The following is a 24,600-nucleotide window of genomic DNA, read 5'->3' as shown; positions in this document are numbered from 1 at the left end:
CGAGGAGTTTGGATGCTTGACGACGACGAGCGGGCGCCCACCCCCGAGGAGACACTGCGCGTCATCGAGGCGCAGCAGGCCGCCGCGGCCCGGCACATCTACATCGACCCGCTGCTGCTCTACCTCCCCTGGGGGGTCGCCTGGCTGATCGGCTTCACCGCCCTGTTCCTGCACCTCGGGCTCGACGGGCGGTCCTACGCGCCGATCAGCCAGGGCGCGGCGGTCGTCCTGCTGACCGCCGCCCAGCTCGTGGCGGGCGCGGTGGCCGGCTACGGCATCACCCGCGCCAACCGGCAGGTCCGCGGCACGACCAGGGACCGGGGCACGATGTACGGCTGGTCATGGTTCGCCGGGATCGCGTTGACGGCCGTGCTCGACATCCGGCTCGCGCCCCTGGTGCCGCCGGCGGAGAGCCAGCTGCTCTGGGGCGGCTCGATGCTGACCATCGTGGCGGTGCTCTACATGGTGGGCGGCGCCGTGTGGTTCAGCCGTCAGATGTTCTCCGTCGGCGTCTGGACCGCGGCCGTCAACCTCCTGGGGATCCTGCTCGGCCCCGGCTGGCACGCGCTGCTGACGGCGGTGCTGCTGGGCGGCGGGTTCATCGTGGCGGGCCTGTGGTGGAGGCGCCGCTCATGACGGCGGACAAGGCGCCGCCCGAGCTGGACCCGGTGATCCACGCGCAGGCGAGGCTGCGGGTGGTCGCCGCGCTCAACGTCCTCGGCGACGGCGACGAGATGACCTTCGGCTCGCTCAAGGACCTGCTCGGCATGACGGCCGGCAACCTCTCGGTCCACCTGACGAAGCTGGAGGAGGCGGAGTACGTCCGCATCACCAAGACCCACAAGGGCCGCACCCCGGTCACGTACGTCGCGCTGACCAGGCGCGGGCGGCTGGCCTTCGAGGACTACACCAGGGCGATCCGCGCCCTGCTCGACCCCGCTGGAGGAACTCCGTGACGATCCTCGCCAGGGCCGTCGAGGCCGGCCGCCGCTACGGCGACGTGCCGGCGCTCGACCGCGTCTCGCTGGACATCAGGGCCGGTGAGCTCGTCGGCCTGCTCGGCCCGAACGGCGCGGGCAAGTCCACCCTGATCAACCTGTTCGTCGGCCTGCGCCGCCCGTCCTCGGGCACGGTCGAGCTGTTCGGCGGCTCGCCGCTGGACCCGGCACGGCGGCGCGAGATCGGCGTGACCCCGCAGGAGACCGGCCTGCCCGAGTCGCTGAGGGTCGGCGAGATCGTCGACTTCGTCTCGGCGCACTTCCCCGACCGGGTGGAGCGGGGCGAACTGCTCGCCAGGTTCGGCCTGGAGGACCTGGCGCGGCGGCAGGTCGGCGGCCTGTCGGGCGGGCAGCGGCGGCGGCTGGCCGTGGCGCTCGCCTTCGCCGGCCGCCCGCGCCTGGTCTTCCTCGACGAGCCCACGACCGGCCTCGACGTCGAGGCCAGGCGGACGCTGTGGGACGGCATCAGGTCCTTCCACCAGGAGGGCGGCACGGTCCTGGTGACCAGCCACTACCTGGAGGAGATCGAGGCCCTGGCCGAGCGGGTCGTGGTCGTCGGCCATGGACGGGTGCTGGCCGACGACACGGTGGCGGCCGTGCGCGACGTCGTGGGCGTCCGCAAGGTGTCGCTCACCGCCGCGGACCTGCCCGAGCTGCCCGGCGTCCTCGGTTCCGAGCACCGGGACGGCCGGGTCGAGCTGCTCACCACCGACCCCGACCGGCTGGTGGTCGAGCTGGTGCGCAGCGGGGCTCCGTTCTCGGGGCTGGAGATCCGGCCCACCACCCTGGAGGAGGCCTTCCTGGCCCTCACCGCCACGTCCGGTCAGAAGGAGAGCGCCCATGTCTAGCCTGGTCGTCGCACACACCCGCTATCTTCTGCTGGAGCAGATCAGGGTCCCGATCGGGCTGCTGGCCAGCTCGTTGTTCCCGGCCGTGTCGATGGTGGCGTTCGTGGTGCCGTTCGCCGGCCAGGACCCGGTGGCCGCGACCACCGCGACCGGCTCCCTGATGTTCTTCGGCGCGATGTCGGCGGCGCTGATCGGGCTCGCCATCTCGGTGTCGCAGGACCGCGAGCTGCCGTGGAACCCCTACCTGCGCACCCTGCCCGCCGGGCCGTTCCCGCGCTTCGCCGGGCGGATGCTCTCGACGCTCGCCGTGATGATGGTGTCGGTGGTCCCCGTGGTCCTGGTGGCCGCGCTGTTCACCGAGGCGACGATCACGCCGGGGCGGCTGCTGCTCGGGCTGGGCGCGCTGGTCGCGGGGAGCGTGCCGTTCATGCTGATGGGGCTGCTCGTCGGGCTGCTGCTGTCGTCGAAGGCCGCGATGGCGGTGGCGCAGGTGCTGTTCTTCCCGATGGCGATCGTGGGCGGGCTGCTGCTGCCGCCGCAGATCCTGCCGGGCTTCGTCCAGGCCGTCTCGCCGTACGTGCCGACGAGGGGCGCGGCCGAGCTGATCTGGTGGGCGGTCGCCGGGACCCCTCCTGGCGTCGTGCCGCTGGTGATGCTGGGGGTCTGGACGGTCGCGACGGCGGCGGCGGCCGCCTGGGCGTACCGGCGGGACGAGGGGCGGCGCTTCTCCTGATCCCGGCACGAATGGGGGGGTGTGCCGCCGAGTCCGCAGCGATCTCGACGGCACACCCGTCCAAGAGGGGGTCCTGTTATTTCTTCTCGACGAGGGTGACGGTGGCGTCGTGGGCCTGCCCGTCCCTCATATATGTGATCTTGACCGCTTGACCGGGTTTGAAACCTCTGACCTGTCCGACAACCGTATCGCCACCGTCAACCGCCTTGTCGTTGATTTTGGTGATGAGGTCGCCCTGCCGCAGACCCGCCTTCTCCGCGGGGCTTCCGGCGGTGATCTCCCTGACCAGCGCGCCGGGAACGTCGCCTGTGGCATCCGTCACACTCACGCCGAGGAAGGCGTGGGTGACCTTGCCGGAGCTGATGAGCTGGTCGGCGACCTGCTTGGCGGTGTTGACCGGGATGGCGAAGCCGACGCCGCCGCCGGCCGCCTCCGAGGCGATGGCCGTGTTGATGCCGATCAGCTCGCCGGCCGCGTTGACCAGCGCGCCGCCGGAGTTGCCCGGGTTGATCGAGGCGTCGGTCTGGATGGCGCCGCCGATCGTGGTCGGCTCCCCGGTCTGGCCCTGCTGCTCCTGGCCCCAGCCGGGCGGAAGCTGCTGACGCTGCTCGCCGCCGACCGTCAGGGTGCGGTCGAGGGCGCTGACGATGCCCCTGGTGACGGAGCCGTCGAGGCCGAGCGGGCTGCCGATGGCGAGCACGTCGTCGCCGACCTTGAGCTGGTCACTGTCGCCGAGCGTGGCCTTGGTCAGCCCGGAGGCCCCCTCGGCGCGGATGACGGCGAGGTCGGTGGCGGGGTCGGTGCCGACCACACTGGCCTTGGCCGTCCTGCCGTCGCTGAACTTGACCGTCATCTGCCCGCCGCCCTGGGCGGCCCCGACGACGACGTGGTTGTTGGTCAGGATGAGGCCGTCCTCCGACAGCACCACGCCGGAGCCCTCGCCGCTCTGACCCTGGATCATCACCACGCTGGGCTGCACCTTGGCCGCCACCTCGGCGACCGTCAGGTCGCTGGAGGCGGTCCTGAAGACCGGGCTCGGCGCGCCGGTGTTGGAGGTGGTGGTGACGGAGACGGGGTCGGGCTGGAACGCGTTGGCGACGACACCGCCGACGATCCCGCCGCCGACGGCCGCTGCCGCCAGCGCGAGCCCGGCGACGGCCTTGCCGCCGTAGAAGGGCTTCTTCGGGGGCGCGGGAGGCGGCGGGGGCGGCTGCTCCATGATGATCGTGTCCCGCCGGGGAAAGCCCCCGGCGGCCGGCGGGGTGGCGCCGAACTGGCTCCAGCCGGTGCCCTGCTCGCGAGGCTCGTTCGCGTCCATCTGTCATCTCCTCGAGGATTCTCTGACTCAAGGGTGCCAAGGGCCGCGTAAGACCTGGTTAAGCCGCTGATCAGAACTCCATGAGAAGCGGCGGCAGAACGCCGTGGCCGCGCAGGACCACCACCAGCGCGATGACGGCAGGGCGGGGCGGCCCGGGGAACGGGCCGCCCCTCGCGAGCTCAGGAGCGGGCGGGCCAGTACTCGTCGCGCAGCAGGCGCTTGTAGAGCTTGCCCGTCGGGTGGCGGGGCAGCTCACTGCGGAAGTCGATCGACTTCGGGCACTTGTAGTGGGCCAGGCGCTCGCGGCAGTACGCGATCAGCTCCGCCTCCAGCCCAGGCCCCGCCTCGTCCATGGAGACCGGCTCGACCACGGCCTTGACCTGCTCGCCCATCTCCTCGTCGGGGACGCCGAAGACGGCCACGTCGGCGACCTTGGGGTGCACCGACAGCACGTTCTCGGCCTCCTGCGGGTAGATGTTCACGCCGCCGGAGATGATCATGTACGAGCGGCGGTCGGTGAGGTAGAGGAAGCCGTCCTCGTCGAGGTAGCCGATGTCGCCGAGAGTCGTCCAGCCGCGTCCCTTCGGGTCCTGCGCGGAGCGGGTCTTGGCCGGGTCGCCGTGATACTCGAAACGGCCGCCGTTCTCGAAGAAGATGGTGCCGTGCGTGCCCGCGGGCACGTCCTCGCCCTCCTCGTCGCAGATGTGCACGACGCCGAGCAGGGAGCGGCCGACGGTGCCCTTGTGCTTGAGCCAGTCCTCGGGGCCGACGTAGAGGAAGCCGTTGCCCTCGGTGCCCGCGTAGTACTCGTGGATGATCGGCCCCCACCACTCCATCATCTGCTCCTTGACGGGCACGGGGCAGGGCGCGGCGGCGTGGATGGCGTACCTGAGCGAGGACAGGTCGTAGCGGGCCCGGGTCTCCTCGGGCAGCTTCAGCATCTTGATGAACATGGTCGGCACGAGCTGCGAGTGCGTGACCTTGTGGCGCTCCACCAGCGCGAGGTACTGCTCGGGGTCGAAGCGTTCCATGACCACGACCGTGGCGCCGAGGCGCTGGAACGTCATGCAGTAGCGCAGCGGGGCGGCGTGGTAGAGGGGCGCGGGCGAGAGGTAGACGCTGTCGGCGGAGGGCGCGAACAGCGCCGAGATGAGCTGGAGCAGCGTCCCGGGCTCCTCCAGGGGGCCGTGCGGCGCGGGCACCTTGACGCCCTTGGGGCGGCCGGTGGTGCCCGAGGAGTAGAGCATGTCGGCGCCGGTGCACTCGTCCTCGACCGGCGTCACCGGCTGCCCGGCGACGGCCTCCTCGTACGAGCCGAAGCCCTCGGCGACGCCGTCGATCATCAGGCGCAGCTCGACCTTGGGCGTGGCGTCGGTGATGGAGGCGGCCACGTCGGCCAGGTCGGCGCTGGAGATGAAGACCCGCGCGCCGCAGTTGTCCACGATGTACGCCAGCTCGTCGGTCTGCAGCCGGGAGCTGATGGGCGTGTAGTACAGGCCCGACCGGTGCGCCGCCCAGGCGACGGACAGGAAGAGCGGATGGTTGGTGAGCATGAACGCGATGTGGTCGCCCGGCCGTAGCCCGGCGGCGCGGAACAGGTGCGCCAGCCGGTTCGACTCCTCGTCCAGCTCGCGATAGGTGACGATCCGTCCGGAGCCCGCCATGACCACAGCGGGCTTGTCGGGGGTGACTGCTGCGATGGCTCCCGGATGCATGACCAGAACAGTATTCGGTAGGCGGGCGGGCGCGCCAGCACGCGGACGCCGCCCGCCCGTCATCCTTCCCGGTCAAGCCAGGAGGACTTACTCAGCCGGGATGACCGAGCCCTCGTACTTCTGCTGGATGAACTCCTTGGTCTTCGGGTCCTGCAGCAGCTTGCCGAGGGTCACGATGCCGGCGTCCTTCTCGTGGCCGGCCTGCACGACCAGGCCGTTGACGTACGGGTTGCCCTCGGTCTTCTCCAGCGCGAGCGCCTGCGAGGCGGGCTTGAGCCCGGCTTCGAGGGCGTAGTTGCCGTTGATCACGGCGGCGTCCACGTCGTCCAGCGAGCGCGGGAGCTGGGCCGCCTCCAGCGCCTTGAAGGTCAGGTTCTTCGGGTTGGCGGCGACGTCACGCTCGGTGGCCGCGGTGCCGGCGCCCTCCTTGAGGGTGACCACGCCGTTGTCGGCGAGCAGCTTGAGCGCGCGGCCGAGGTTGGTGGCGTCGTTCGGCAGGGCGACGGTGGCGCCGGACGGCAGCGCCGACAGCTCGGTGACCTTCTTGGAGTAGAGACCCAGCGGCTCCAGGTGCACCGGGGCGGCGAAGGCCAGCTTGGTGCCCTTGGAGGCGTTGAAGTCGTCCAGGTACGGCTTGTGCTGGAAGAAGTTGGCGGTGAGCTGCCCCTCGTCGAGCTGCACGTTCGGCTGGACGTAGTCGGTGAACTCCACGATCTCCAGCTTGAGCCCGGCGGCGGGGGCCAGGTTGTCCTTGACGAAGGTCAGGATCTCCGCGTGCGGGACGGGGCTCGCGCCCACCTTGAGCACGGTGTCTGCGGACTCGGCGGTCTTGCCGCCGGCCTCCGGCGCGGCGTCCGTCGCGGACTGCGACGTACCGCATGCGGCGAGCGACAACGACAGGGCGACGGCACCCAGGACACGACGGATGTTCATGATCTCTTCCTTACTTGTGCGATAGACGCCGGGCGACCCAGTCGCCCAGGCTCTGCAGGAGTTGCACGATGACGATGAGCAGCACGACGGTGACGATCATCAGCAGCGTCTCGAAGCGCTGGTAGCCGTAGCGGACGGCGAGGTCGCCGAGCCCGCCGCCGCCGAGCGTGCCGGCCATGGCGGAGTAGCCGATGAGCGCGACGACGGTCACCGTCAGCCCGGCGACCAGGCCGGGCATGGCCTCGGGCAGCAGGACCTTGCGCACGACCGTGGCCCGGCTCGCGCCCATGGCCTGGGCGGCCTGGACGACGTCCGTGCCGACCTCGCGCAGCGCGGTCTCCACCAGCCGGGCGAAGAACGGCACCGCCCCGACGGTGAGCGGCACGACGAACGCGGCGGTCCCGATGGTGGTGCCGACGACCAGCCGGGTGAACGGGATGATCGCGATCATCAGCACGATGAACGGCAGCGACCGCCCGATGTTGACCACGAACCCGAGCGCCGCCCTGAGCGCGGGCGCCGGCCGCAGCCCGCCCCGGTCGAGCACGACGAGCGCCACGCCGATCGGCAGCCCGAACAGCACGGTGAACAGCGTGGACCAGCCCACCATCTGGGCCGTCTCCACCGTCGCCGGCCACAGCAGCGGCAGCATCTCTTCCCAGGTCACGCGGCCTCCTCCACGATCAGCCCGGACGCGCGCAGGTACGCGAGCGCCGCCCCGGCGTCCTCGCCCTCCAGCGCGACGCGCAGCCGCCCGACCGAGTCGCCGGCCAGTTCCTCGATCGAGCCGCCCAGGATGCTGAGGTCGACGTCGAACTTGCGCACGACCTCCGACACCACCGGCCGGCCCGCCTGCCCGGCGAACGTGAGCGTCACGGAGCCGGCGGGCGCCGGCTCGGGCAGCGGGAAGATCTCCCTGGTCAGGCGGGATCCGGGGGTGCGGACGAGATCAGCGATGGTCCCGGACTCCTCGACGCGCCCGCCGGCCATGATGGCGACGGAGTCGCAGACGGTCTTGACCACGTTCATCTCGTGGGTGATGAGCAGGATCGTCAGGCCCAGCTCGGTGTTGAGCCGCTTGAGCAGGGCCAGGATCTGCTGCGTGGTGGCCGGGTCGAGCGCGGACGTGGCCTCGTCCGACAGCAGCACCGACGGGTTGCCGGCGAGCGCGCGGGCGATGCCGACGCGCTGCTTCTGCCCGCCGGAGAGCTGGTGCGGGCGGTGCCCGCCGCGGCCCTCCAGCCCGACCAGCTCCAGCAGCTCGCCGACGCGGCGCTCGCGCTCGGCCCTGGGCACGCCCATGATCTCCAGCGGGAACGCCACGTTGCCCGCGACCGTGCGCGAGGACAGCAGCGCGAAGTGCTGGTGGATCATGCCGATGCGGCGGCGGGCGCGGTTGAGGTCGGACTCGCGCAGCGCGGTCAGGTCCTGGCCGGCGACGGTGACGGTGCCGGCGTCGGGACGTTCGAGCAGGTTGACGCAGCGCAGCAGCGTGCTCTTGCCCGCGCCGCTCTGGCCGAGCACGCCGAAGATCTCGCCTTCGCGCACGGTCAGGTCGACGCCGTCGAGCGCGACGACGTCGCCGTACTGCTTGCGCAGGCCGGAAGCCTGGATCACGGAAGAACTACCCCACGACTGAGAGCGGCCGGGGCCGCGGAGACGGACGACAACGGGCGGAGGAACCGGCCGGCGTCAGCGGGTGCCCGGGGGGAACGGCAGGTGGCTCAGCCTGCGCAGCACGAACACGGGGGCGATCATGAGGACCTTCGGGGAGAACGGGCGGGGCGGTCGGGGCTAGCGGGCCGGCATGCGTCCCATGCGCGGGCGACAACACAGGACTGCACTGAGGGTGCCCTGGTCGGTCGCGGATGCCTCGTTCACGCCCATGCAAACGGCCGGTGCGCATGGCGCTATTCCGGCATGCCCTCGTGATTCACCTCACACCAGTCATATCGGTGGAGATGTATCGGTAGAGATGTAATATGCGGCCCATGAACATCGCGAGGATGCGCAGACTCGGACGGCGGCTGGTGGAGCTCGCCAAGGCCACGGAGAGCGAGACGGGCGGGCCGGTGCTCACCCCCGGCGAGGAGGCCGTCTTCGTGGACGTCCTGCGCCATCCGGACAGCGCGGTGCGCGAGATCCAGGCCCGCACCGGCTTCGCGCAGAGCCACGTGTCGGCGTCCGTGGCGCGCATGCGCGAGCGCGGCGTCCTGGAGACCCGGCCGGACCCGGCCGACGGCCGGCGTACGCAGGTGCGGGTGGCCGACGCGACCGTGCACGCGCTGTTCCGGCGGGCGACCAGCCCGGTGGACGAGGTGGTCGGGGCCGCGCTGCGCGACCCCGCCGACACCGCGCGGGCCGTCGCGCTGCTCACGGAGCTGGAGACGTTGCTGATCACCGACGAGTCCCACGGCGCGGGGTGAGACCGACAACGCCCGCCGCCCCTCGGTGAGGGACGGCGGGCGTGCCCCCGCGGGGCGGTCAGGCCGCGACGGTGGTCCCTACCTGGGCCGGCGTCAGCGCGATGTCCAGCACCTCGCGCACGTCGCTGACCGCGTGGATGGTCAGCTCGCCACGGACCTCCTCAGGCACGTCGTCCAGGTCCGGCTCGTTGCGGGCCGGGATCAGGACGGTGGTGATGCCCGCCCGGTGCGCGGCCAGCAGCTTCTGCTTGACGCCGCCGATCGGCAGGACCCGCCCGGTCAGCGAGATCTCACCGGTCATGGCCACGTCGCCGCGGACCTGACGGCCGGACAGGAGCGAGGCCAGCGCGGTCGTCAGCGTCACGCCCGCCGAGGGACCGTCCTTGGGGACGGCGCCCGCCGGGAAGTGCACGTGCACCGACCGGTCCTTCAGCGCGGTGACCGGCAGCTCCAGCTCCGCGCCGTGCGAGCGCAGGTAGGACAGCGCGATCCGCGCCGACTCCTTCATCACGTCGCCGAGCTGGCCGGTGAGGGTGAGCCCGGTCTCGCCGGTCTCCGGGTCGGCCAGCGACGCCTCCACGTAGAGGACGTCTCCCCCGGCCCCGGTGACGGCCAGGCCCGTCGCGACGCCCGGCACCGAGGTGCGCTGCGCGGTCTCCGGCAGCGACGACTCCGGCACGAACCGCGGCCGGCCGAGGTAGTCGACCAGGTCGGCCTCGCCGACGGTGACCGGCAGCTCGTCCTTGGCGGCCACCTTGCGCAGCACCCTGCCGACCGCCCGCTCCAGCGAGCGCACGCCCGCCTCGCGGGTGTACTCGGCGGCCAGCCTGCGCAGCGCGGCCTCCTCGACGACGACCTCCTCGGCGCTCAGCCCCGCCAGCTCCCGCTGCCTGGGCAGCAGGTGGTCGCGGGCGATGGCGACCTTCTCGTCCTCGGTGTAGCCGTCGAGGGTGACGACCTCCATGCGGTCGAGCAGCGGGCCGGGGATGGCCTCCAGGACGTTCGCCGTCGCCAGGAAGAGCACGTCGGACAGGTCGAGCTCGACCTCCAGGTAGTGGTCGCGGAAGGTGTGGTTCTGCGCCGGGTCGAGCACCTCCAGCAGCGCGGCCGTCGGGTCGCCGCGGTAGTCGGCGCCGACCTTGTCGACCTCGTCGAGCAGGACGACCGGGTTCATCGAGCCGGCCTCACGGATGGCGCGGACCACGCGACCGGGCAGCGCGCCGACGTACGTGCGCCGGTGGCCGCGGATCTCCGCCTCGTCGCGGACGCCGCCGAGCGCCACCCGGACGAACTTGCGGCCCATCGCGCGGGCCACGGACTCACCCAGCGAGGTCTTGCCGACCCCGGGAGGGCCCGCCAGGGCGAGCACCGCGCCGCTGCGGCGGCCGCCGACGACGCCGAGGCCGCGCTCCTGGCGGCGCTTGCGCACGGCCAGGTGCTCGATGATGCGGTCCTTGACCTCCTTCAGCCCGGTGTGGTCGGCGTCGAGCACGGCGCGTGCGCCGGTGATGTCGTAGTTGTCCTCGGTGCGGACGTTCCACGGCATGTCGAGGACGGTGTCGAGCCAGGTGCGGATCCAGCCGGTCTCGGGCGACTGGTCGGGCGTGCGCTCAAGCTTGTCGACCTCCTTGAGCGCGGCCTCGCGTACCTTCTCGGGCAGGTCGGCGGCCTCGACGCGGGAGCGGTAGTCCTCCTCCTCGGTCTCGGCGTCGCCGTTGAGCTCCTTGAGCTCCTTGCGTACGGCGGCGAGCTGCTGGCGCAGCAGGAACTCCCGCTGCTGCTTCTCCATGCCCTCCTGGACGTCCTTGCGGATCGTCTCGGCGACGTCGAGCTCGGCGAGGTGGTCGCGGGACCACTCGATCAGCCTGGCCAGCCGGTCGGCGGGGTCGGCCGCCTCCAGCAGCTCGACCTTCTGCGCCGTGGAGAGCCAAGGGGTGTAGCCGGAGCTGTCGGCGAGCACCGACGGGTCGTCGATCTGGTTGACCTGGTCGACCACCTGCCAGGCGCCGCGCTTCTGCAGGATCGTGGTGGCCAGGGCCTTGTACTCCTTGGCCAGCTCGTGCGCGCGCTCGCTCGACGGGACGGCGTCGATCGTGTGCGCCTCCACCCACAGGGCCGCGCCGGGGCCGGTCGTGCCCGTGCCCACGCGGACGCGGTCCACGCCGCGGACGACCGCCGCGGGCTCGCCGCCGGGGAGCCTCCCGACCTGCTCCACCACGGCGCGGACGCCGGTGGCGCCGTAACGGCCGTCGATGCGGGGAACGAGGAGCACCCGGGGCTTGTTGCCACCGGATGCACGGGCCGCGTCGATCGCCGCGCGCACCTCGGAGTCGGACAGGTCCAGCGGGACCACCATGCCCGGCAGGACCACCTCGTCGTCCAGCGGCAGGACCGGGAGGGTCAAGCTCTCACTCATGCGAACTCCAAAGGGTTGAGTTATACCGACTCAATCCATTGGAGCCGCCTGATGTTCCCTTTCTTGGTGATGTTCGCTCAGGGCGATCGTAATCATGTAAGCGGTACCTGGGGTTGAGGCAGGATCAGACCTCGGGGGGACGCGAGTGGGGCGGCGAGTTCCGTAGCCTTGACCACGTGATCCACCTTCGGCGGCACCCCCGCCGCCCCGGACAGGCGGACGACGAGATCCACGACTCCCCGCCCTCGTCCCAGCCCTCGTCTCCGCCCTCGTCCCAGCCCTCGGAGGGCGCGACCCACGACCCCGGCAGGGGTCGGGACGGGCGGCCCCCGGCGGGGGAACGAGCCGGGGCTCCACGGTGGCGTGAGCTGGGTGCGGCGGCTGTGCAGCCGTTCGCACTCGCCCTGTTCCAGGGCGACGCCGACCCTCCGCCCCGGTCACGCCGCCTGTCCCTCCCCGTCCCGCGCGGGCTCCGGGTGCTGGTCCCGGTCGAACGGATCAGCCTGGTGCGCGCGGCGGAGTTCCTGATGGCCGTCGTCTTCTTCCTCACCACCGAGAACATGGTGAGGGACTGGGCGTTCCAGGCCGCCGCGGGCGGCCGGATCTTGGTGCCGACCCCGGGGACGTTCTCGTTCCTGTGCGGCGTCGCGGTCGCCCTGCCGGTGGTGCTCCGCGACCGGTGGCCGCTCGCGGCCTGGCGCACGGCCTTCGTGCTGCTGCCGATCTCCCTGTGGACGAGCCTGCGCGTCGGCGGCGGCGAGCCGCCGTATCCGGCGACCACCGTGCTGTCCTACCTGCTGGTGCTCTACTCCGTCGCCGTGCGCTGCGACCGGCGGATCACCCTCGCCGTGTGGGTCGTCACGGTGCTGACCGCGTGGATCGTACACCCCAACTCGATGGCCCTCGTCACGGTCGTGGTGACCGTGGTCGTGCTGTTCGGCTACAACGTACGGGTGCGGCGCACCGCGACGTCCCGGCTGGCGGAGGAGGAGCGGCGCAGCCGGCTCGCGGAGGACGCGCAGGCGGTGCTGGAGGAGCGCGCCCGCATCGCCCGCGAGCTGCACGACGTGGTCGCCCACCACATGTCGGTGATCGCGATCCAGGCCGAGGCGGTGCCGATCAGGGCGGCCGGGGATCCGGTGCAGCTGGAGGCGGGGCTGGCGGAGATCCGGCACCTGTCGCTGGAGGCCATCGCGGAGCTGCGGCAGGTGCTGGGGGTGCTGCGCGACCAGGACGGCCGCACCGAGACCGCGCCGCAACCGGGCCTCGACCGGGTGGAGGAGCTGGTGGCCAACGCCCGCTCCGCCGGGCTCGCGGTGCTGGTCAAACGGTCCGGGCCGATGGACGGTCTGGGGCCGGCCGTGGAGCTGTCGGCGTACCGGATCGTGCAGGAGTCGCTGAGCAACGCCATGCGGCACGCTCCCGGATCCGCCGTGGGCGTGGAGCTCGTGCGCGAGGGCGAGGAGTTACGGCTCCGCGTGGCCAACAGCCGGGGCACGGGCGACGGCGGGCCGCCGGGGGCCGGTCAGGGGCTGGTGGGCATGAGGGAGCGGGCGTCGCTGCTGGGCGGCACGCTGGAGGCGGGCCCGACGCCCAGCGGCGGCTTCGAGGTGGCGGCGGCCCTGCCGATCACGAGGGCCGGCGCGAACGAGACGCACGACAGGTGAGCGGGAAGACGGCCTCGGCGCGCGGAAGCGGGCGGCCGGCGGGCAGGCGGGGAACACTGGCGGGCAGGCAGGGAAGGGGTGACGGGTGATCCGGGTTCTGATCGCCGACGACCAGGGGATGGTGCGCACCGGGTTCACGGTGTTCCTGAGCGCGCAGCCGGACATCCAGGTCGTGGGCGAGGCGGGCGACGGCCGGGAGGCGGTCAGGAGGGCGGCCGAGCTGGCCCCCGACGTGGTGCTCATGGACGTCCGCATGCCGGTCATGAACGGCCTGGAGGCGACCAGGGAGCTGCTGTCCGGGGGCGGCAGGCAGCCGAAGGTGCTGATCCTGACGACGTTCGACCTCGACGACTACGTGTACGAGGCCCTGCGCGCCGGGGCCAGCGGGTTCCTGCTGAAGGACGCCTCGGCCGCGCAGCTCGCCGAGGCGGTGCGGGTGGTGGCGGCCGGGGACGCGCTGCTGGCCCCGCAGGTCACCCGCCGGCTGATCCACGAGTTCGCCCGGCTGGGCGTGCCCCGGCCCGCGGCGGCCGGGCGGCGGCTGGCCGAGCTGACCGAGCGCGAGACCGAGGTGCTGACGCTCGTCGCGCAGGCGCTGTCCAACCAGGAGATCGCCGGCAAGCTGTTCGTGGCCGAGCAGACGGTCAAGACGCACGTCGGGCGGGTGCTCATGAAGCTGGGGCTGCGCGACCGGGCCCAGGCCATCGTCTGGGCCTACGAGAACGGCCTGGTCCGCCCCGGCGAGTGACCGCCCGGGGAGGGCGGCCGGGAAGGGCGGCCGGGGATGACGGCAGGTGGTGCGCGGGGAGGCGGGGGGCCGTACATTCGGCTGATGGAACCGGTTGAGCTCTTCCAGCGGGTCGCGGCGACCGTCCCCGCCTACGGCGCCTTCCTCGCCGAGCACGGCGTCGATCCGGCCCGCGTCCGGACCCTCGAGGACTTCCGGCGGCTGCCGATGACCACGAAGGACGGCTACGTCCGCCGTCATCCGCTGCCCGACCTGTGCCGCGACGGGGTCATCGGCGACATGATCGCGGTGTCGTCGGGCTCGACCGGCATGCCGTCGTTCTGGCCGCGTTCGGCCTCCGACGAGCGGGCCGTCGCCGCCCGCTTCGAGGAGGTGTTCCGTGACTCCTTCGCGGCCGGGGAGCGCCGTACGCTGGCCGTGGTCTGTTTCGCGCTCGGCACCTGGGTGGGTGGCCTGTTCACCGTCAACTGCTGCCGTCACCTGGCCGAGCGCGGCTTTCCCATCACGGTCGTCGCCCCCGGCACCGACCGCAGGGAGATCGCGCGGGTGCTGCCGGAGCTGGCCCCGCACTTCGACCAGGTCGTGCTGCTGGGCTATCCGCCGTTCCTGAAGAACGTCATCGACGGCGAGGACCTGCCCTGGCACGAGTGGGACCTCAAGCTGGTCACGGCGGGCGAGGTCTTCAGCGAGGAGTGGCGGGCGCTGGTGTGCGAGCGGGCCGGGATCGCCGATCCGCTGCGCGGCGTCGCCTCGCTGTACGGCACCGCCGACGCGGGCGTCCTGGCGAACGAGACGCCGCTCTCGGTCGAGCTGCGCCGCTTCCTCGCGGCCCGCCCGGCGGCGGCCAGGGAGCTGTTCGGCGCGTCGCGGCTGCCCTCGCTCCTGCAGTACGACCCGAGCACGCGCTTCTTCGAGGAGGACGCCGGGACCCTGCTGTTCTCCGGCGACAACGGCATCCCGCTGGTCCGCTACCACATCGCCGACGAGGGCGGCGTACTCCCCTACGACCGGCTGCTCGGCTTCGCCCGCGACCACGGTTTCGTGCCGTCCGCGCCCGGCCCCGAGCGGCCCTTCGTGTACGTCTTCGGCCGCAGCCACTTCACCGTCTCCTACTACGGCGCGAACGTGTACCCGGAGAACGTCGCGATCGGCCTGGAACAGCCGGAGATCAGCGGGTTCGTCACCGGCAGGTTCGTCCTGGAGGCCGTCGAGGACGAGCGCCGCGACCGCCGCCTGACCGTCACCGTCGAGCTGGCTCCCGGGGTCTCCCCCTCCGCCGGCATCGCCGAGGTCGCCGGCGAGTCGATCCTGACCCACCTGCTCCGCATCAACAGCGAGTTCGCCGCCTATGTCCCGCGGCACCGCCGGCGGCCGGACATCCAGCTCCGCGAGACCGGCGACCCCGACTACTTCCCGCCCGGCGCCAAACACCGCTACACGCGCGGCTGACGGTCAGCCGAGCGGCTCGAAGGGGTTGACCACGGACACGCCGGTGCCCGCGAAATCCTTCACGTTCCTGCTCACCAGCGTCCACCCGTGCACCCTGGCCGTCGCCGCGATCAACCCGTCCGTCGTCGGAAGCGGGCGGACGGCGTTCATCCGTCCCCATTCCTCCGCGACCTCCGGTGTGACAGGGACGATGCGGTCGCCGAACTGCCGGTGGAGATTGTGCAGCCAGCGTTCGAGGAGGGTCGCCTGGGCTGGATCCTTGGGTCTGCGGAGCTCGACTCCACAGCGGATCTCTCCGACGGTCAGAGCGCTGAGGTAGAGCGTGGGCCCATGGGCTCCGCCGATCCAGTCCCGGACGTACGGGCTGCCGTTTCGTTTGCGGACCTCGGAGACCACGTTCGTGTCGAGGAGGTAGCCGACCATCAGTCGAAGTCCACCTCTCGGGGGAGATCACGGTTGCGGGGAAGATCGAGATCGTCGTCCCAGTCGGGTTCTTCCAGGAGAAATTTCCGGAAGTCGGGAGTCTCTCCTCGCAGGCGGCGATATTCGGCGATGTCGATGACCACGGCCACCTCCTCCCCGTGCCGGGTCACCACTTGAGGGCCTTCACTCACCGCTCGCCGCACGACCTCACTGAAGCGCTGCTTCGCCTCCTGCACCTGCCAGCCGCTCATGAACCCTCCCGTCCAGTCTGTCTAGACCGAGAATAGATGCCGCTGACGCCGGCCGTCGAGGCGCTGCCGTGGGCGACTCGTGGGCACGTTAGCGGGTACATGAGGAGAGAGCCCGGCTTTGCTGACATAGTGTCATCAAAGGATTGACGGAGACTCGGAGTGTTTGTGACACTTCGTCATGAAAGTACCGTGCGATTGAGGTGGGCCGTGACGACGTCGTTCTCCGAGACCTTGAGGAACGCCACCTGGGGCGACCACCAGTCCGCCGAGGCCGAAGGCTACCTCACCGAGCTCATGGCGGGACGCCTGACCGAGCACGAGTACGGCGAGATGGTGGCCCAGCACTACTTCGCGTACGTGGCCCTCGACGGCGTCTCCCGCGCCCTGGCCGGCCACCCGGTCGCCGGCGCCTTCGTCTTCCCCGAGCTGTACCGCGAGGCGGCGCTCGAACGCGACCTGGCGACGATCTACGGCCCGTCGTGGCGCGACCGCATCACCCCGTCGAGGTCCACGACCGCCCTGGTCGACCGCATCCGCGAGGTGGCCGACTGGCCGTGCGGCTACATCGCCCACCACTACACCCGCTACCTCGGCGACCTGTCCGGCGGCCAGTTCATCCGCATGGAGCTGCAGAAGATCTACGGCTACGACAGGGGCGGCGGCGTCGACTTCTACTTCTTCGACGAGCTGGGCAGCCTGCCCCGCTTCAAGAACGACTACCGCTCCCGCCTGGACGCCCTCGACCTGGACGAGCGCGAGCGCCGTCGGATGATCGAGGAGGTACGGCTGGCGTACCGGCTCAACACGGACGTCCTCACCGAGCTGCTCGACGTCGTCAGGACCGCGGCCTGACGCCTCCGGGCGTCATCTCGCCGCGGGGCTGCGGCCGCCGCGACCACGCCCAGCACGGAGTGATCCGGTCGCGGCCGAGAACGAAGGGCTGCAGGGCACGCGACATGCGGCCCGGCGTCGGGGCCCTCGTCAACGACCTCACGGGCGACGGAGACCCGGATGCGGAAGGCACCGAACCGGGGGTCGTGGTGGCCGTGGATGATCTGTGGTTTTGTCGCCGGGCATCGGACAAGAGGAGCTGCGGCAGAGGGCGCGGGCCTACGATGGCCCTATGCCCAGGATCTCGGCCGCCACCATAGGTGAGCATCGTGCTCAGACGCGCGACCGCATCCTCCAGGCCGTCTCGCGCCTGTCGAGGACGCAGGGCATCGACGCGATCTCGATGACCGACGTGGCGAGCGAGGCCGGCATCACCCGCACGGTGCTCTACAACTACTTCCCGGACAAGGCGGCGCTGCTGCTGGCGTTCACCGAGCGGGTGACGAGCTACTTCATCGACAGCTACGAGCGGGAGCTGCCTGTCGGCGCCTCGCCGGCCGACCGGCTGCGGGCGTTCGTGCGGCTGCAGCTCGAGGGGCTGCTGGCGCATCCGCACCCGGGGGCGGGCGATCTCGGTGCGGCGCTCGGGCCGGACGCCTACCAGCAGCTCGCCGAGCATGTCGCGCCCATGCAGCGGGTGCTGGCCGGCATCCTGGAGAGCGGGGCCGCCGCGGGTGACTTCCGGGTGGTGGACGTCGCGGCGACGGCGCGGATGATCCTGGCGGTGATCGGCGCCGAGCGGGTGCCGCTGATCAGCGGGAGCGTCACCGTCGAGGCGGCGGCGGCGCTGGTGTGCGACTTCATCCTGCGGGCGCTGAGCAATCCGGCCGCGCCAGGCAATCCAGCCGCGCCAGGCAATCCGGCGGAGCCAGGCAATCCGGCGGAGTTGGGCGGGCCGGCGGAGCGGTGAGCGATGCGTCGTCCCCCGCCGGCGGGCATCTGGAGCTGAGGTCCGCGCGCGGCCGGTGGGTGCTGCTCGCGACCGTCCTCGGCTCCGGGCTGGCCCTGCTGGACAGCACGATCGTCAACGTCGCGCTGCCGTTCCTGGGGCGCGAGCTGAACGCGGGCATGGCCGGGCTGCAGTGGACGGTCAACGCCTACACGCTGACGCTGGCGGGGCTGATCCTGCTGGGCGGCTCGCTCGGCGACCGGTACGGCCGGCGGACCGTCTTCGTCATCGGCACGATCTGGTTCGCGGTGGCGTCGGCGCTGTGCGGGCTGTCGCCGAACATCGAGTTCCTGGTCGCCGCCCGCGCGCTCCAGGGCGTCGGCGGCGCGCTGCTGACGCCGGGCGCGCTGGCGATCATCCAGGCGTCGTTCGCCCGCGCGGACCGGCCGCGCGCGGTCGGGGCGTGGTCCGGGCTCGGCGGCGTGGCCAGCGCGGCCGGGCCGCTGCTCGGCGGCTGGCTGGTGCAGACCGCGGGATGGCGGTGGGCGTTCCTGGTCAACCTGCCGTTCGCGCTGCTCGTGGTGCTGGTGGCGGTGCGGCACGTGCCGGAGACCAGGGACGAGCAGGCGGCCGGGCGGTTCGACGTGCTGGGCGCGGCGCTGGCGGCGCTGGCGCTGGCCGGGATCACGTACGGGCTGATCCAGGAGGCCGCGCCGCTGCCGCTGGTCGTGGGGCTGCTGCTGGCGGCGGCGTTCGTCGTGGTCGAGGTGCGCAGGTCGCCGGAGGCGCTGGTGCCGGTGGGGCTGTTCAGGAACCACGTGTTCACGGCGGTGAACGTCGTGACGCTGGTCATGTACGCCGCCATGGGCGTGGCGTTCTTCCTGCTGGTCGTGCAGTTGCAGGTGGTGTCGGGGTTCTCGCCGATCGCGGCGGGCCTGGCGATGCTGCCGACGACGATCCTCATGCTGCTGCTGTCGGCCAAGGCCGGCGACGTCGCCAAGCGTTACGGCCCCCGCTGGCCGATGACGATCGGCATCCTGCTGGCGGGCGCCGGGTTCGTGGCGATGAGCACGATCGGGTTCGGGGCGTCGTACCCGCTGCGGGTGCTGCCGGCGGTGACGTTGTTCGGGCTGGGCCTGTCGGCGGCGGTCGCGCCGCTGACCGCGACCGTGCTGGCCACGGTGGACGAGCGCTACGCGGGCACCGCGAGCGGCGTCAACAACGCGGTGGCCCGCACCGGGGGCCTGCTGGCGGTGGCCGCCGTGCCGCCCCTGGTGGGGCTGGTGGGCGAGGCGTTCAGGAACCCCGCGGTGTTCGACGCGGGGTTCCGGGCCGCGATGCTGGTCAGCGCCGCGATGATGGGGGTGTCGGCGCTGGTCACGTTCGTGACCATCCGGACGAACGTCCTCGCCCCGGAATGACCGGCGATCAGAACGTGAAGGGCTGGCTGCGGACGCTGTTGTCGAAGTTGGACAGCAGCAGCTCGGGCTCGCCGGTCGCGCGGAGGCCGGGCAGGCGGGTCAGCAGCTCGCGGTACATCGTGCGGATCTCCTGACGGGCGAGGTTGGCGCCGAGGCAGAAGTGCGGCCCCGGCCCGCCGAAGCCGACGTGCGGCTTGGTCTCGCGGGTGATGTCGAAGGTGTCCGGGTTGGGGAAGACGGTCTCGTCGCGGTTGGCGGAGCCGTAGAAGAGCACGACCTTGTCGCCCTTCTTCAGCTCCAGCCCGCGCAGCGAGTAGTCCTCGGTGACGGTGCGGCGGAACTGCATGATCGGCGAGACGTAGCGGACCATCTCCTCGATGGCGTTGCCGATGTGCTTGTCGAAGTCGCTCATCAGCAGCTCGCGCTGCGCCGGGTTGTCGGTGAGGATCTTGAGGCCGTGGGCCATGGTGTTGCGCGCGGTCTCGTTGCCCGCCACCAGCAGCAGCGAGAAGAACGAGCCGAGCTCCTTGTCGGTCAGCTTCTCGCCGTCGACGTTGGCGGTGACCAGCAGCGAGACGAGGTCGCCCTTGGGGTCGGCGGCGCGCTCGTGGCCGAGCTTGATGACCATGCGCTGGAGCGCGAGCAGGGCCAGCATGTTCTGGCCGGCCATCTGGACGCTGCGGGCCAGGCTGGGCCGTACGCCGGTGTAGGCGGTGGAGATGTCGACGTGCTGGTGCACCTTGTCCCGCAGCTCCTGCGGGATGTCCAGCATGTCGCAGATGACGTGGATCGGCAGGCGGGCGGCGACCTGCGACACGAAGTCGCGGGGGCCCTCGGCGACGAGGTCGTCCACGATGCGGGTGCAGGCGGCCTCGATGTCGCTCTGCAGGCCGGCCAGCATCTTGGGGCTGAACGAGCGGGTGACGATGCGGCGCAGCCGGGCGTGGCGGGGATCGTCCATGTTGACCATGGACTCGCCGAACACCTGCTTGATCCAGCCGGGCGGCTCGGGGTTGGTGACCGCGGGCTCGCTGGAGAAGATCTTGGCGTTGCGGCTGGCCTCGACCACGTCCGCGTGCCGGACGAGGGCGTAGAAGCCCTTGCCCGAGCGCAGGAGGGGCACCTTCTTCTCCGGGAAGAACACCGGATGCTCCAGCTCACGGAGCCGGGCGAATGCCTCATGCCGCTCTTTCAGTGGTTTGCGCCAGAAATCCAAGTCCGCGAGATCGATGTGCACGCGACCATCCTGGCACGTTCCCATCGCGTTAAGACCGGGTTCGCACCGAGGGGACATCACTGGTCGTATGAACGCGCTGCTCGCCGCCCTCCTGGTGCTTCCGCTCGCCTCCGGCACGGGCCCCGCCGCCCGCCCGTGCGGCGGCCACCCGCTCGACTTCGACGGCGACGGCCGCCCCGACCTCGCCGTCGCCGCCCCCTACGACCGCGACCGGGCCGGCTCGGTGGCCGTGCTGTACGGCTCCGGCACGAAGGTCACCCTCACCCAGGGCGACGGGGCCGAGCCGGGCGACTCGTTCGGCTCGGCGCTGGCCGTGGGCGACTTCGACGGCGACGGGTGCGCGGACCTGGCGGTCGGGGTGTCGGAGGAGTTCACCGGCGAGCGGGTGCCCGGCGGCGACGGCAACGGGGTCGTGCAGCTCTTCAACGGCTCCCCCGCCGGGCTGGTCAGGGGCGAGGAGCTGGCCCTGCCCGAGCCGTCCAGCGACCGGTTCGGGGCCGCGCTCGCCGCCGGGGACCTCGACGGGGACGGCGTGGACGAGCTGGCCGTCGGCGCGCCCGGTCACCGCTCGGGCGGCGCCGTCGCCGTGTACGGGCTGAAGGGCCGCGAGCCGTACCTGGTCACCCAGCGGACGACGTGGGTGCGGCAGGGCGCGCAGGTCACCGACCAGTGGGGCGCGGCGCTCGCCACCGGCGACTTCGACGGCGACGGCCGCGACGACCTGGCGATCGGCGCGCCCGCCGACAGCGTCACCCACGACGGCCAGGGCTCGGTCACGGTCGTCGACGTACGCCGCGAGCGGGCCCGGCTGCTCACCCAGAGCACGCCCGGCATCGCCGGCGCCGCCGAGAAGTGGGACGCCTTCGGCGCGGCGCTCGCCACCGGCGACTTCGACGGCGACGGGCACGACGACCTGGCGATCGGCGTGCCGGGCGAGGGACTCAGCGCGAACCAGCGGGCCATGGACTACGGCGACGGCACGGTGGACGTCCTCTACGGCTCGCGCGGCGGCCTGAGCACCGCCCGCGCCGAGGCGTGGTCGCAGAACAGCCTGGAGGGCCGGCCCCGCTACTACGACCGGTTCGGCGCGGCGCTCGCCACCGGCGACTTCAACGGCGACGGCCGCGACGAGCTGGCCGTCGGCGTCCCCGGTGAGCGGGCGGTGCAGGTGCTGGCCGGCGGCGCGGGCGGCGGGCTGACCCGGAAGGGCAACCTGCTCGTCAAGGGCGAGGGACACGACTTCGGGGCCGCGCTGGCGGCGCTGCCGGGCGGCGGGCGCTTCCGTACGCTGGAGCGGGGCGCGCCGCCGCAGGGGCTCGTGGTGTCCGCGCCCGGCCAGGGCCTGGTCCTGTACGCGCCCGGCTCGCGCGCGCCGGGCCTGCGGCTGGGCAAGGTCCGCGAGATCGCCAGGGGCCCCGGCCTGTACGGCTACGCCTTCGGCTGAGCCGGGCCCTCCCCCTGGCCGGTGCGTCACGCCTTCGGCTGAGCCGGCCCTTCGGCGGGCCGGTGGAGCGGCAGGATCACCCGGAACAACGCCCCCTTGCCCGGCTCGCTCTCCGCCACGATCACGCCGCCGTGCGCCTCCACCAGCGTCGCCGCGATCGACAGCCCGAGCCCCGACCCGCCCGTGCTGCGCGCCGGATCGGCCCGGTAGAACCGCTCGAACACCCGCTCGGCCACCTCGGGCGGGAACCCCGGCCCTTCGTCGGCCACCTCGACCACGGCGTGGTCGCCGTCCGCGCCCACCCGCACCTGGAACGGCGTGCCCCCGGGCGTGTGGGCGAGCGCGTTGCCGACGAGGTTGCCCAGCACCTGCGCCAGCCGCGGCTCGTCACCGGTCACCAGCACCTCGCCGTCGCCGTCGAAGAGGCGTACGAGCTCGATGCGCCGGTCGGGGGCCAGCGTCTGCGCGTCGATCACCGCCGTGGCGGCCAGGCTGAGCAGGTCGACCGGCCGGGTGTCGAGCGCGCGCCGCTGGTCGAGCCGGGCCAGCAGCAGCATGTCCTCCACCAGCAGCCCCATGCGGGCGGCCTGCCCCTCGATGCGGCCGAGGAGCCGGACGGCCTCGTCCAGGTCCCTCTCCTCCCCCAGCCGGTACAGCTCGGCGAACCCCCGGATCGAGGTGAGCGGCGTACGCAGCTCGTGCGAGGCGTCGGCCATGAAGCGGCGCATCAGCTCCTCCGAGCGCCGGGCCGCGGTGGCGGAGCGGCGGGCCGACTCGGCGGCCTCCTCCCGCTCGCGCACGGCGTCCTCGATGCGGGCGAGCATGGTGTTGAGCGAGCGGCCGAGCTTGCCGACCTCGGTGGTGCCGGACCAGAGGGGGACGCGGCGCGACAGGTCGCCGCCCGCGATGTCGTTGGCGGTGCGGGAGATCTCCTGGAGCGGGCGCAGGCTGCGGCGTACCAGCCAGTGGCAGGCGAAGCCGAGCACGACCACCGTGCCGCCGCCGCCCACCGCGACGATGAGGCCGAGCTGGGAGACCGTGTCGTCCACGTCGCCCAGGTTGATGGCGATCACCCGGCTCTGGTCGTCGCGTCCCGGCACGGCGACGACCCGCCAGGTGGGGCCTCCGGGGTCGGCGGACTCGACGGTGAAGGGCCGGGCCCGCAGCTCGGCGACGTCGGCGGCGGTCAGGCGGGGCAGGCTCGGCGTGTGCGCGGCGGTGGACTCGCTGAGCGTGCGGACCGGCGCGCCGCTCGCGTCCAGCACCACCACGTGGAACAGGCCGAGGAAGCGCAGCGGCCGGGTGCCGGCGGGCCGCGGCTCGAGCGGCGGGAGCACGTCGCGCGGGGCGGCGGCGGCAGCGCGGAGTTGCTGGTCCACCCGCTCCACGAGGTAGCCGCGCAGCAGCCGCACGGCGAACAGGCCGGTCAGCGTGATCGCCAGCGTGACCAGCAGCAGGGTCGCCGACACCAGCCGGAGCCACAGCGGCGTCCTGGCCAGGTGCTTGCGGAGCCGGCGCGGCATCGCGTTCACAGGCCCCGGGGCGGGCGCAGGATGTAGCCGACCCCGCGCAGGGTGTGCAGGTATTTGGGCTCGCCGGTGTCGATCTTGCGGCGCAGGTAGGAGACGTACGACTCGACGAGGCCGACGTCGGTGCGCCAGTCGCCGTTCCAGACGTGGTCGAGGATCTGCGTCTTCGACAGCACCCGGCCCGTGTTGAGCATGAAGTACCGCAGCAGCCGGAACTCCGTCGGCGACAGCTTCACCGCGAGGCCGTCGCGCCACACCTCGTGGGTCTCCTCGTCCAGCTCCAGCTCGGCGACGCGCAGCCGGTTGGGCGGCGGGGTGCCGCGCCGGGTGCGGCGCAGCACGGCCCGGATGCGCGCGATGACCTCCTCCAGGCTGAACGGCTTGGTCACATAGTCCTCGCCGAGTCCGAGCCCGGCGATGCGGTCCTCGGAGGTGTCCTTGGCGGTCACGAACAGGACGGGGACCCGCCGGCCGCGTGAGCGCAGCCGGCCCGCGACCGTCATGCCGTCGAGGTCGGGCAGCATGATGTCGAGCATCACCAGGTCGGGGGCGCTCTCCTCGGCCACCCGCAGCGCCTCGCGGCCGTCGGCGGCGGTCAGGACCTCGAACCCGGCCATGCGCAGGCTCGCCGAGAACAACTCCCTGATGTTGGGCTCGTCGTCGACCACCAGCAGCCTGGCCTCGGGCTCGGGGCTCATCGCGGGCCGCCTCCGGGGAACTGCCAGCCGCCCTGGGTGATGGCGGAGGCCGTGACCGAGCCGTCGGCGCCCTGCTCGCCGCGTACGGTGACGTCGCTGCCCCGCTCCAGGTCGGTGACCTTGCCGGGCTTGGCGATCTGGACCGTGGTCCGGTCGGTGGTGGTGACGGTGACCGTCTTCCCGTCCATGGTCTTGACGTACACCTTGCCGTCCTCGACCTTCTCGACGGTGCCGAACGTGCCGCCGCCCATGCGCTGGCCGCCGCCGAAGCCGCCGTTGCGCTGCTGGCCGTAGCCGGGAGGGCCGCCGCCCTGCTGCTGGCCGTAGCCGGGAGGGCCGCCGCCCTGCTGCTGGCCGGTGCCGCCCGCCTGGCGCTGCCCGCCGGCGGCGGCGGGCGTCTCGTCGCCGGAGAGCTTGCCGGCCTGGATGCCGATGAGGATCCCGGCCACCAGCACCACGCCGGCGGCCAGCGCCAGCGTGACCTTCGACATGCCCTGTCGCGGCTCGGCGGCGAGCTCCTCCCCCAGGTCGTCGGGGAACGGCGAGGAGTCGAGCTTCGACATGTG

24 protein-coding genes are annotated in these 24,600 nt (G+C 72.3%); 12 read left to right on the top strand and 12 right to left on the bottom strand.

The annotated features are described in order from the left end of the window. The first annotated feature begins 12 nt into the window (after positions 1 to 12). From Nocox_RS17655 to Nocox_RS17640, 4 genes are read left to right on the top strand one after another with little or no spacing between them, the layout of a single operon-like run. Complete coding sequence (locus Nocox_RS17655; protein ID WP_020540089.1) at positions 13 to 636, top strand: hypothetical protein; 624 nt, start codon at positions 13 to 15, stop codon at positions 634 to 636. Beyond that, positions 633 to 956, top strand: coding sequence for a winged helix-turn-helix domain-containing protein (locus tag Nocox_RS17650; protein ID WP_026213719.1), 324 nt, complete (start codon positions 633 to 635; stop codon positions 954 to 956). The genes Nocox_RS17655 and Nocox_RS17650 overlap by 4 nt, the downstream gene beginning before the upstream one ends. After that, positions 953 to 1,846, top strand: a complete 894-nt coding sequence (locus tag Nocox_RS17645) for an ABC transporter ATP-binding protein (RefSeq protein ID WP_020540091.1) — start codon at positions 953 to 955, stop codon at positions 1,844 to 1,846. Before Nocox_RS17650 ends, Nocox_RS17645 begins: the two co-directional genes overlap by 4 nt. Beyond that, complete coding sequence (locus Nocox_RS17640) at positions 1,839 to 2,579, top strand: ABC transporter permease (RefSeq protein WP_020540092.1); 741 nt, start codon at positions 1,839 to 1,841, stop codon at positions 2,577 to 2,579. Before Nocox_RS17645 ends, Nocox_RS17640 begins: the two co-directional genes overlap by 8 nt. Before the next feature lie 76 nt (positions 2,580 to 2,655). Here Nocox_RS17640 and Nocox_RS17635 read toward each other — a convergent pair whose 3' ends face one another. The 5 genes from Nocox_RS17635 to Nocox_RS17615 form a co-directional block, all read right to left on the bottom strand. Continuing rightward, a complete protein-coding gene (locus tag Nocox_RS17635; protein WP_020540093.1) occupies positions 2,656 to 3,897 on the bottom strand; it encodes a S1C family serine protease in 1,242 nt (413 codons plus the stop codon). Between the two features lie 179 nt (positions 3,898 to 4,076). Further along, positions 4,077 to 5,612, bottom strand: coding sequence for an acyl-CoA synthetase (locus tag Nocox_RS17630; protein WP_026213720.1), 1,536 nt, complete (start codon positions 5,610 to 5,612; stop codon positions 4,077 to 4,079). An 87-nt stretch (positions 5,613 to 5,699) separates the two neighbouring features. Next, entirely contained in the window at positions 5,700 to 6,545 is an 846-nt protein-coding gene (locus Nocox_RS17625) for a MetQ/NlpA family ABC transporter substrate-binding protein (protein ID WP_020540095.1), read from the bottom strand. Between the two features lie 10 nt (positions 6,546 to 6,555). Continuing rightward, positions 6,556 to 7,212, bottom strand: a complete 657-nt coding sequence (locus tag Nocox_RS17620; RefSeq protein ID WP_020540096.1) for a methionine ABC transporter permease — start codon at positions 7,210 to 7,212, stop codon at positions 6,556 to 6,558. Beyond that, the gene (locus Nocox_RS17615) at positions 7,209 to 8,162 is read right to left on the bottom strand and encodes a methionine ABC transporter ATP-binding protein (RefSeq protein ID WP_020540097.1); all 954 of its coding nucleotides are present in this window, start codon (positions 8,160 to 8,162) and stop codon (positions 7,209 to 7,211) included. The genes Nocox_RS17620 and Nocox_RS17615 overlap by 4 nt, the downstream gene beginning before the upstream one ends. A 374-nt stretch (positions 8,163 to 8,536) precedes the next feature. Between Nocox_RS17615 and Nocox_RS17610 the strand changes: the two genes are divergently transcribed. Further along, on the top strand, positions 8,537 to 8,971 hold the full coding sequence (locus Nocox_RS17610; protein WP_020540098.1) for a MarR family winged helix-turn-helix transcriptional regulator: 435 nt from the start codon (positions 8,537 to 8,539) through the stop codon (positions 8,969 to 8,971). 58 nt (positions 8,972 to 9,029) lie between these two features. Here Nocox_RS17610 and lon read toward each other — a convergent pair whose 3' ends face one another. After that, positions 9,030 to 11,387, bottom strand: coding sequence for an endopeptidase La (gene lon / locus Nocox_RS17605; RefSeq protein WP_026213723.1), 2,358 nt, complete (start codon positions 11,385 to 11,387; stop codon positions 9,030 to 9,032). A 383-nt stretch (positions 11,388 to 11,770) separates the two neighbouring features. On the opposite strand from lon, the gene Nocox_RS17600 reads away from it, so the two are divergent. The 3 genes from Nocox_RS17600 (at position 11,771) to Nocox_RS17590 (ending at position 15,251) form a co-directional block, all read left to right on the top strand. Beyond that, a complete protein-coding gene (locus Nocox_RS17600) occupies positions 11,771 to 13,054 on the top strand; it encodes a sensor histidine kinase (protein WP_020540100.1) in 1,284 nt (427 codons plus the stop codon). 85 nt (positions 13,055 to 13,139) lie between these two features. Next, on the top strand, positions 13,140 to 13,802 hold the full coding sequence (locus Nocox_RS17595) for a response regulator (protein WP_020540101.1): 663 nt from the start codon (positions 13,140 to 13,142) through the stop codon (positions 13,800 to 13,802). 84 nt (positions 13,803 to 13,886) lie between these two features. Next, positions 13,887 to 15,251, top strand: coding sequence for a phenylacetate--CoA ligase family protein (locus Nocox_RS17590; RefSeq protein WP_020540102.1), 1,365 nt, complete (start codon positions 13,887 to 13,889; stop codon positions 15,249 to 15,251). 3 nt (positions 15,252 to 15,254) lie between these two features. Here the strand turns inward: Nocox_RS17590 and Nocox_RS17585 are convergent, their stop codons facing one another. Both Nocox_RS17585 and Nocox_RS17580 read right to left on the bottom strand, forming a co-directional pair. Further along, positions 15,255 to 15,674, bottom strand: coding sequence for a type II toxin-antitoxin system VapC family toxin (locus Nocox_RS17585; protein ID WP_020540103.1), 420 nt, complete (start codon positions 15,672 to 15,674; stop codon positions 15,255 to 15,257). Next, positions 15,674 to 15,925 (bottom strand): type II toxin-antitoxin system Phd/YefM family antitoxin, encoded by a 252-nt coding sequence (locus Nocox_RS17580; protein ID WP_020540104.1) that lies wholly within the window; start codon positions 15,923 to 15,925, stop codon positions 15,674 to 15,676. Before Nocox_RS17580 ends, Nocox_RS17585 begins: the two co-directional genes overlap by 1 nt. A gap of 207 nt (positions 15,926 to 16,132) precedes the next feature. Between Nocox_RS17580 and Nocox_RS17575 the strand changes: the two genes are divergently transcribed. The 3 genes from Nocox_RS17575 (at position 16,133) to Nocox_RS17565 (ending at position 19,126) form a co-directional block, all read left to right on the top strand. Continuing rightward, the gene (locus Nocox_RS17575) at positions 16,133 to 16,777 is read left to right on the top strand and encodes a biliverdin-producing heme oxygenase (protein ID WP_020540105.1); all 645 of its coding nucleotides are present in this window, start codon (positions 16,133 to 16,135) and stop codon (positions 16,775 to 16,777) included. A gap of 271 nt (positions 16,778 to 17,048) precedes the next feature. Then, complete coding sequence (locus Nocox_RS17570) at positions 17,049 to 17,726, top strand: TetR/AcrR family transcriptional regulator (RefSeq protein ID WP_020540106.1); 678 nt, start codon at positions 17,049 to 17,051, stop codon at positions 17,724 to 17,726. Continuing rightward, entirely contained in the window at positions 17,723 to 19,126 is a 1,404-nt protein-coding gene (locus Nocox_RS17565; protein ID WP_020540107.1) for an MFS transporter, read from the top strand. The genes Nocox_RS17570 and Nocox_RS17565 overlap by 4 nt, the downstream gene beginning before the upstream one ends. 7 nt (positions 19,127 to 19,133) lie before the next feature. On the opposite strand, the gene Nocox_RS17560 is transcribed toward Nocox_RS17565, so the two are convergent. Beyond that, a complete protein-coding gene (locus Nocox_RS17560; RefSeq protein WP_020540108.1) occupies positions 19,134 to 20,363 on the bottom strand; it encodes a cytochrome P450 in 1,230 nt (409 codons plus the stop codon). Positions 20,364 to 20,430: 67 nt separating this feature from the next. Between Nocox_RS17560 and Nocox_RS17555 the strand changes: the two genes are divergently transcribed. Next, entirely contained in the window at positions 20,431 to 21,807 is a 1,377-nt protein-coding gene (locus Nocox_RS17555) for an FG-GAP and VCBS repeat-containing protein (RefSeq protein WP_020540109.1), read from the top strand. Between the two features lie 26 nt (positions 21,808 to 21,833). Here Nocox_RS17555 and Nocox_RS17550 read toward each other — a convergent pair whose 3' ends face one another. From Nocox_RS17550 to Nocox_RS17540, 3 genes are read right to left on the bottom strand one after another with little or no spacing between them, the layout of a single operon-like run. Then, a complete protein-coding gene (locus tag Nocox_RS17550; protein WP_020540110.1) occupies positions 21,834 to 23,330 on the bottom strand; it encodes a sensor histidine kinase in 1,497 nt (498 codons plus the stop codon). 5 nt (positions 23,331 to 23,335) lie between these two features. Further along, positions 23,336 to 24,034: a response regulator transcription factor gene (locus tag Nocox_RS17545; protein WP_020540111.1), complete on the bottom strand. Its 699-nt coding sequence runs from the start codon at positions 24,032 to 24,034 to the stop codon at positions 23,336 to 23,338. Further along, positions 24,031 to 24,597 carry a hypothetical protein gene (locus tag Nocox_RS17540; RefSeq protein ID WP_020540112.1) on the bottom strand — a complete coding sequence of 189 codons (567 nt, stop codon included), beginning with the start codon at positions 24,595 to 24,597 and terminating at the stop codon, positions 24,031 to 24,033. Before Nocox_RS17540 ends, Nocox_RS17545 begins: the two co-directional genes overlap by 4 nt. Positions 24,598 to 24,600 lie beyond the last annotated feature (3 nt).

The organism is Nonomuraea coxensis DSM 45129 (assembly GCF_019397265.1).
Taxonomy (GTDB): domain Bacteria; phylum Actinomycetota; class Actinomycetes; order Streptosporangiales; family Streptosporangiaceae; genus Nonomuraea; species Nonomuraea coxensis.
Note: the sequence above shows the minus strand (reverse complement) of the source record. Positions and strands in the feature narration are given on the sequence as shown.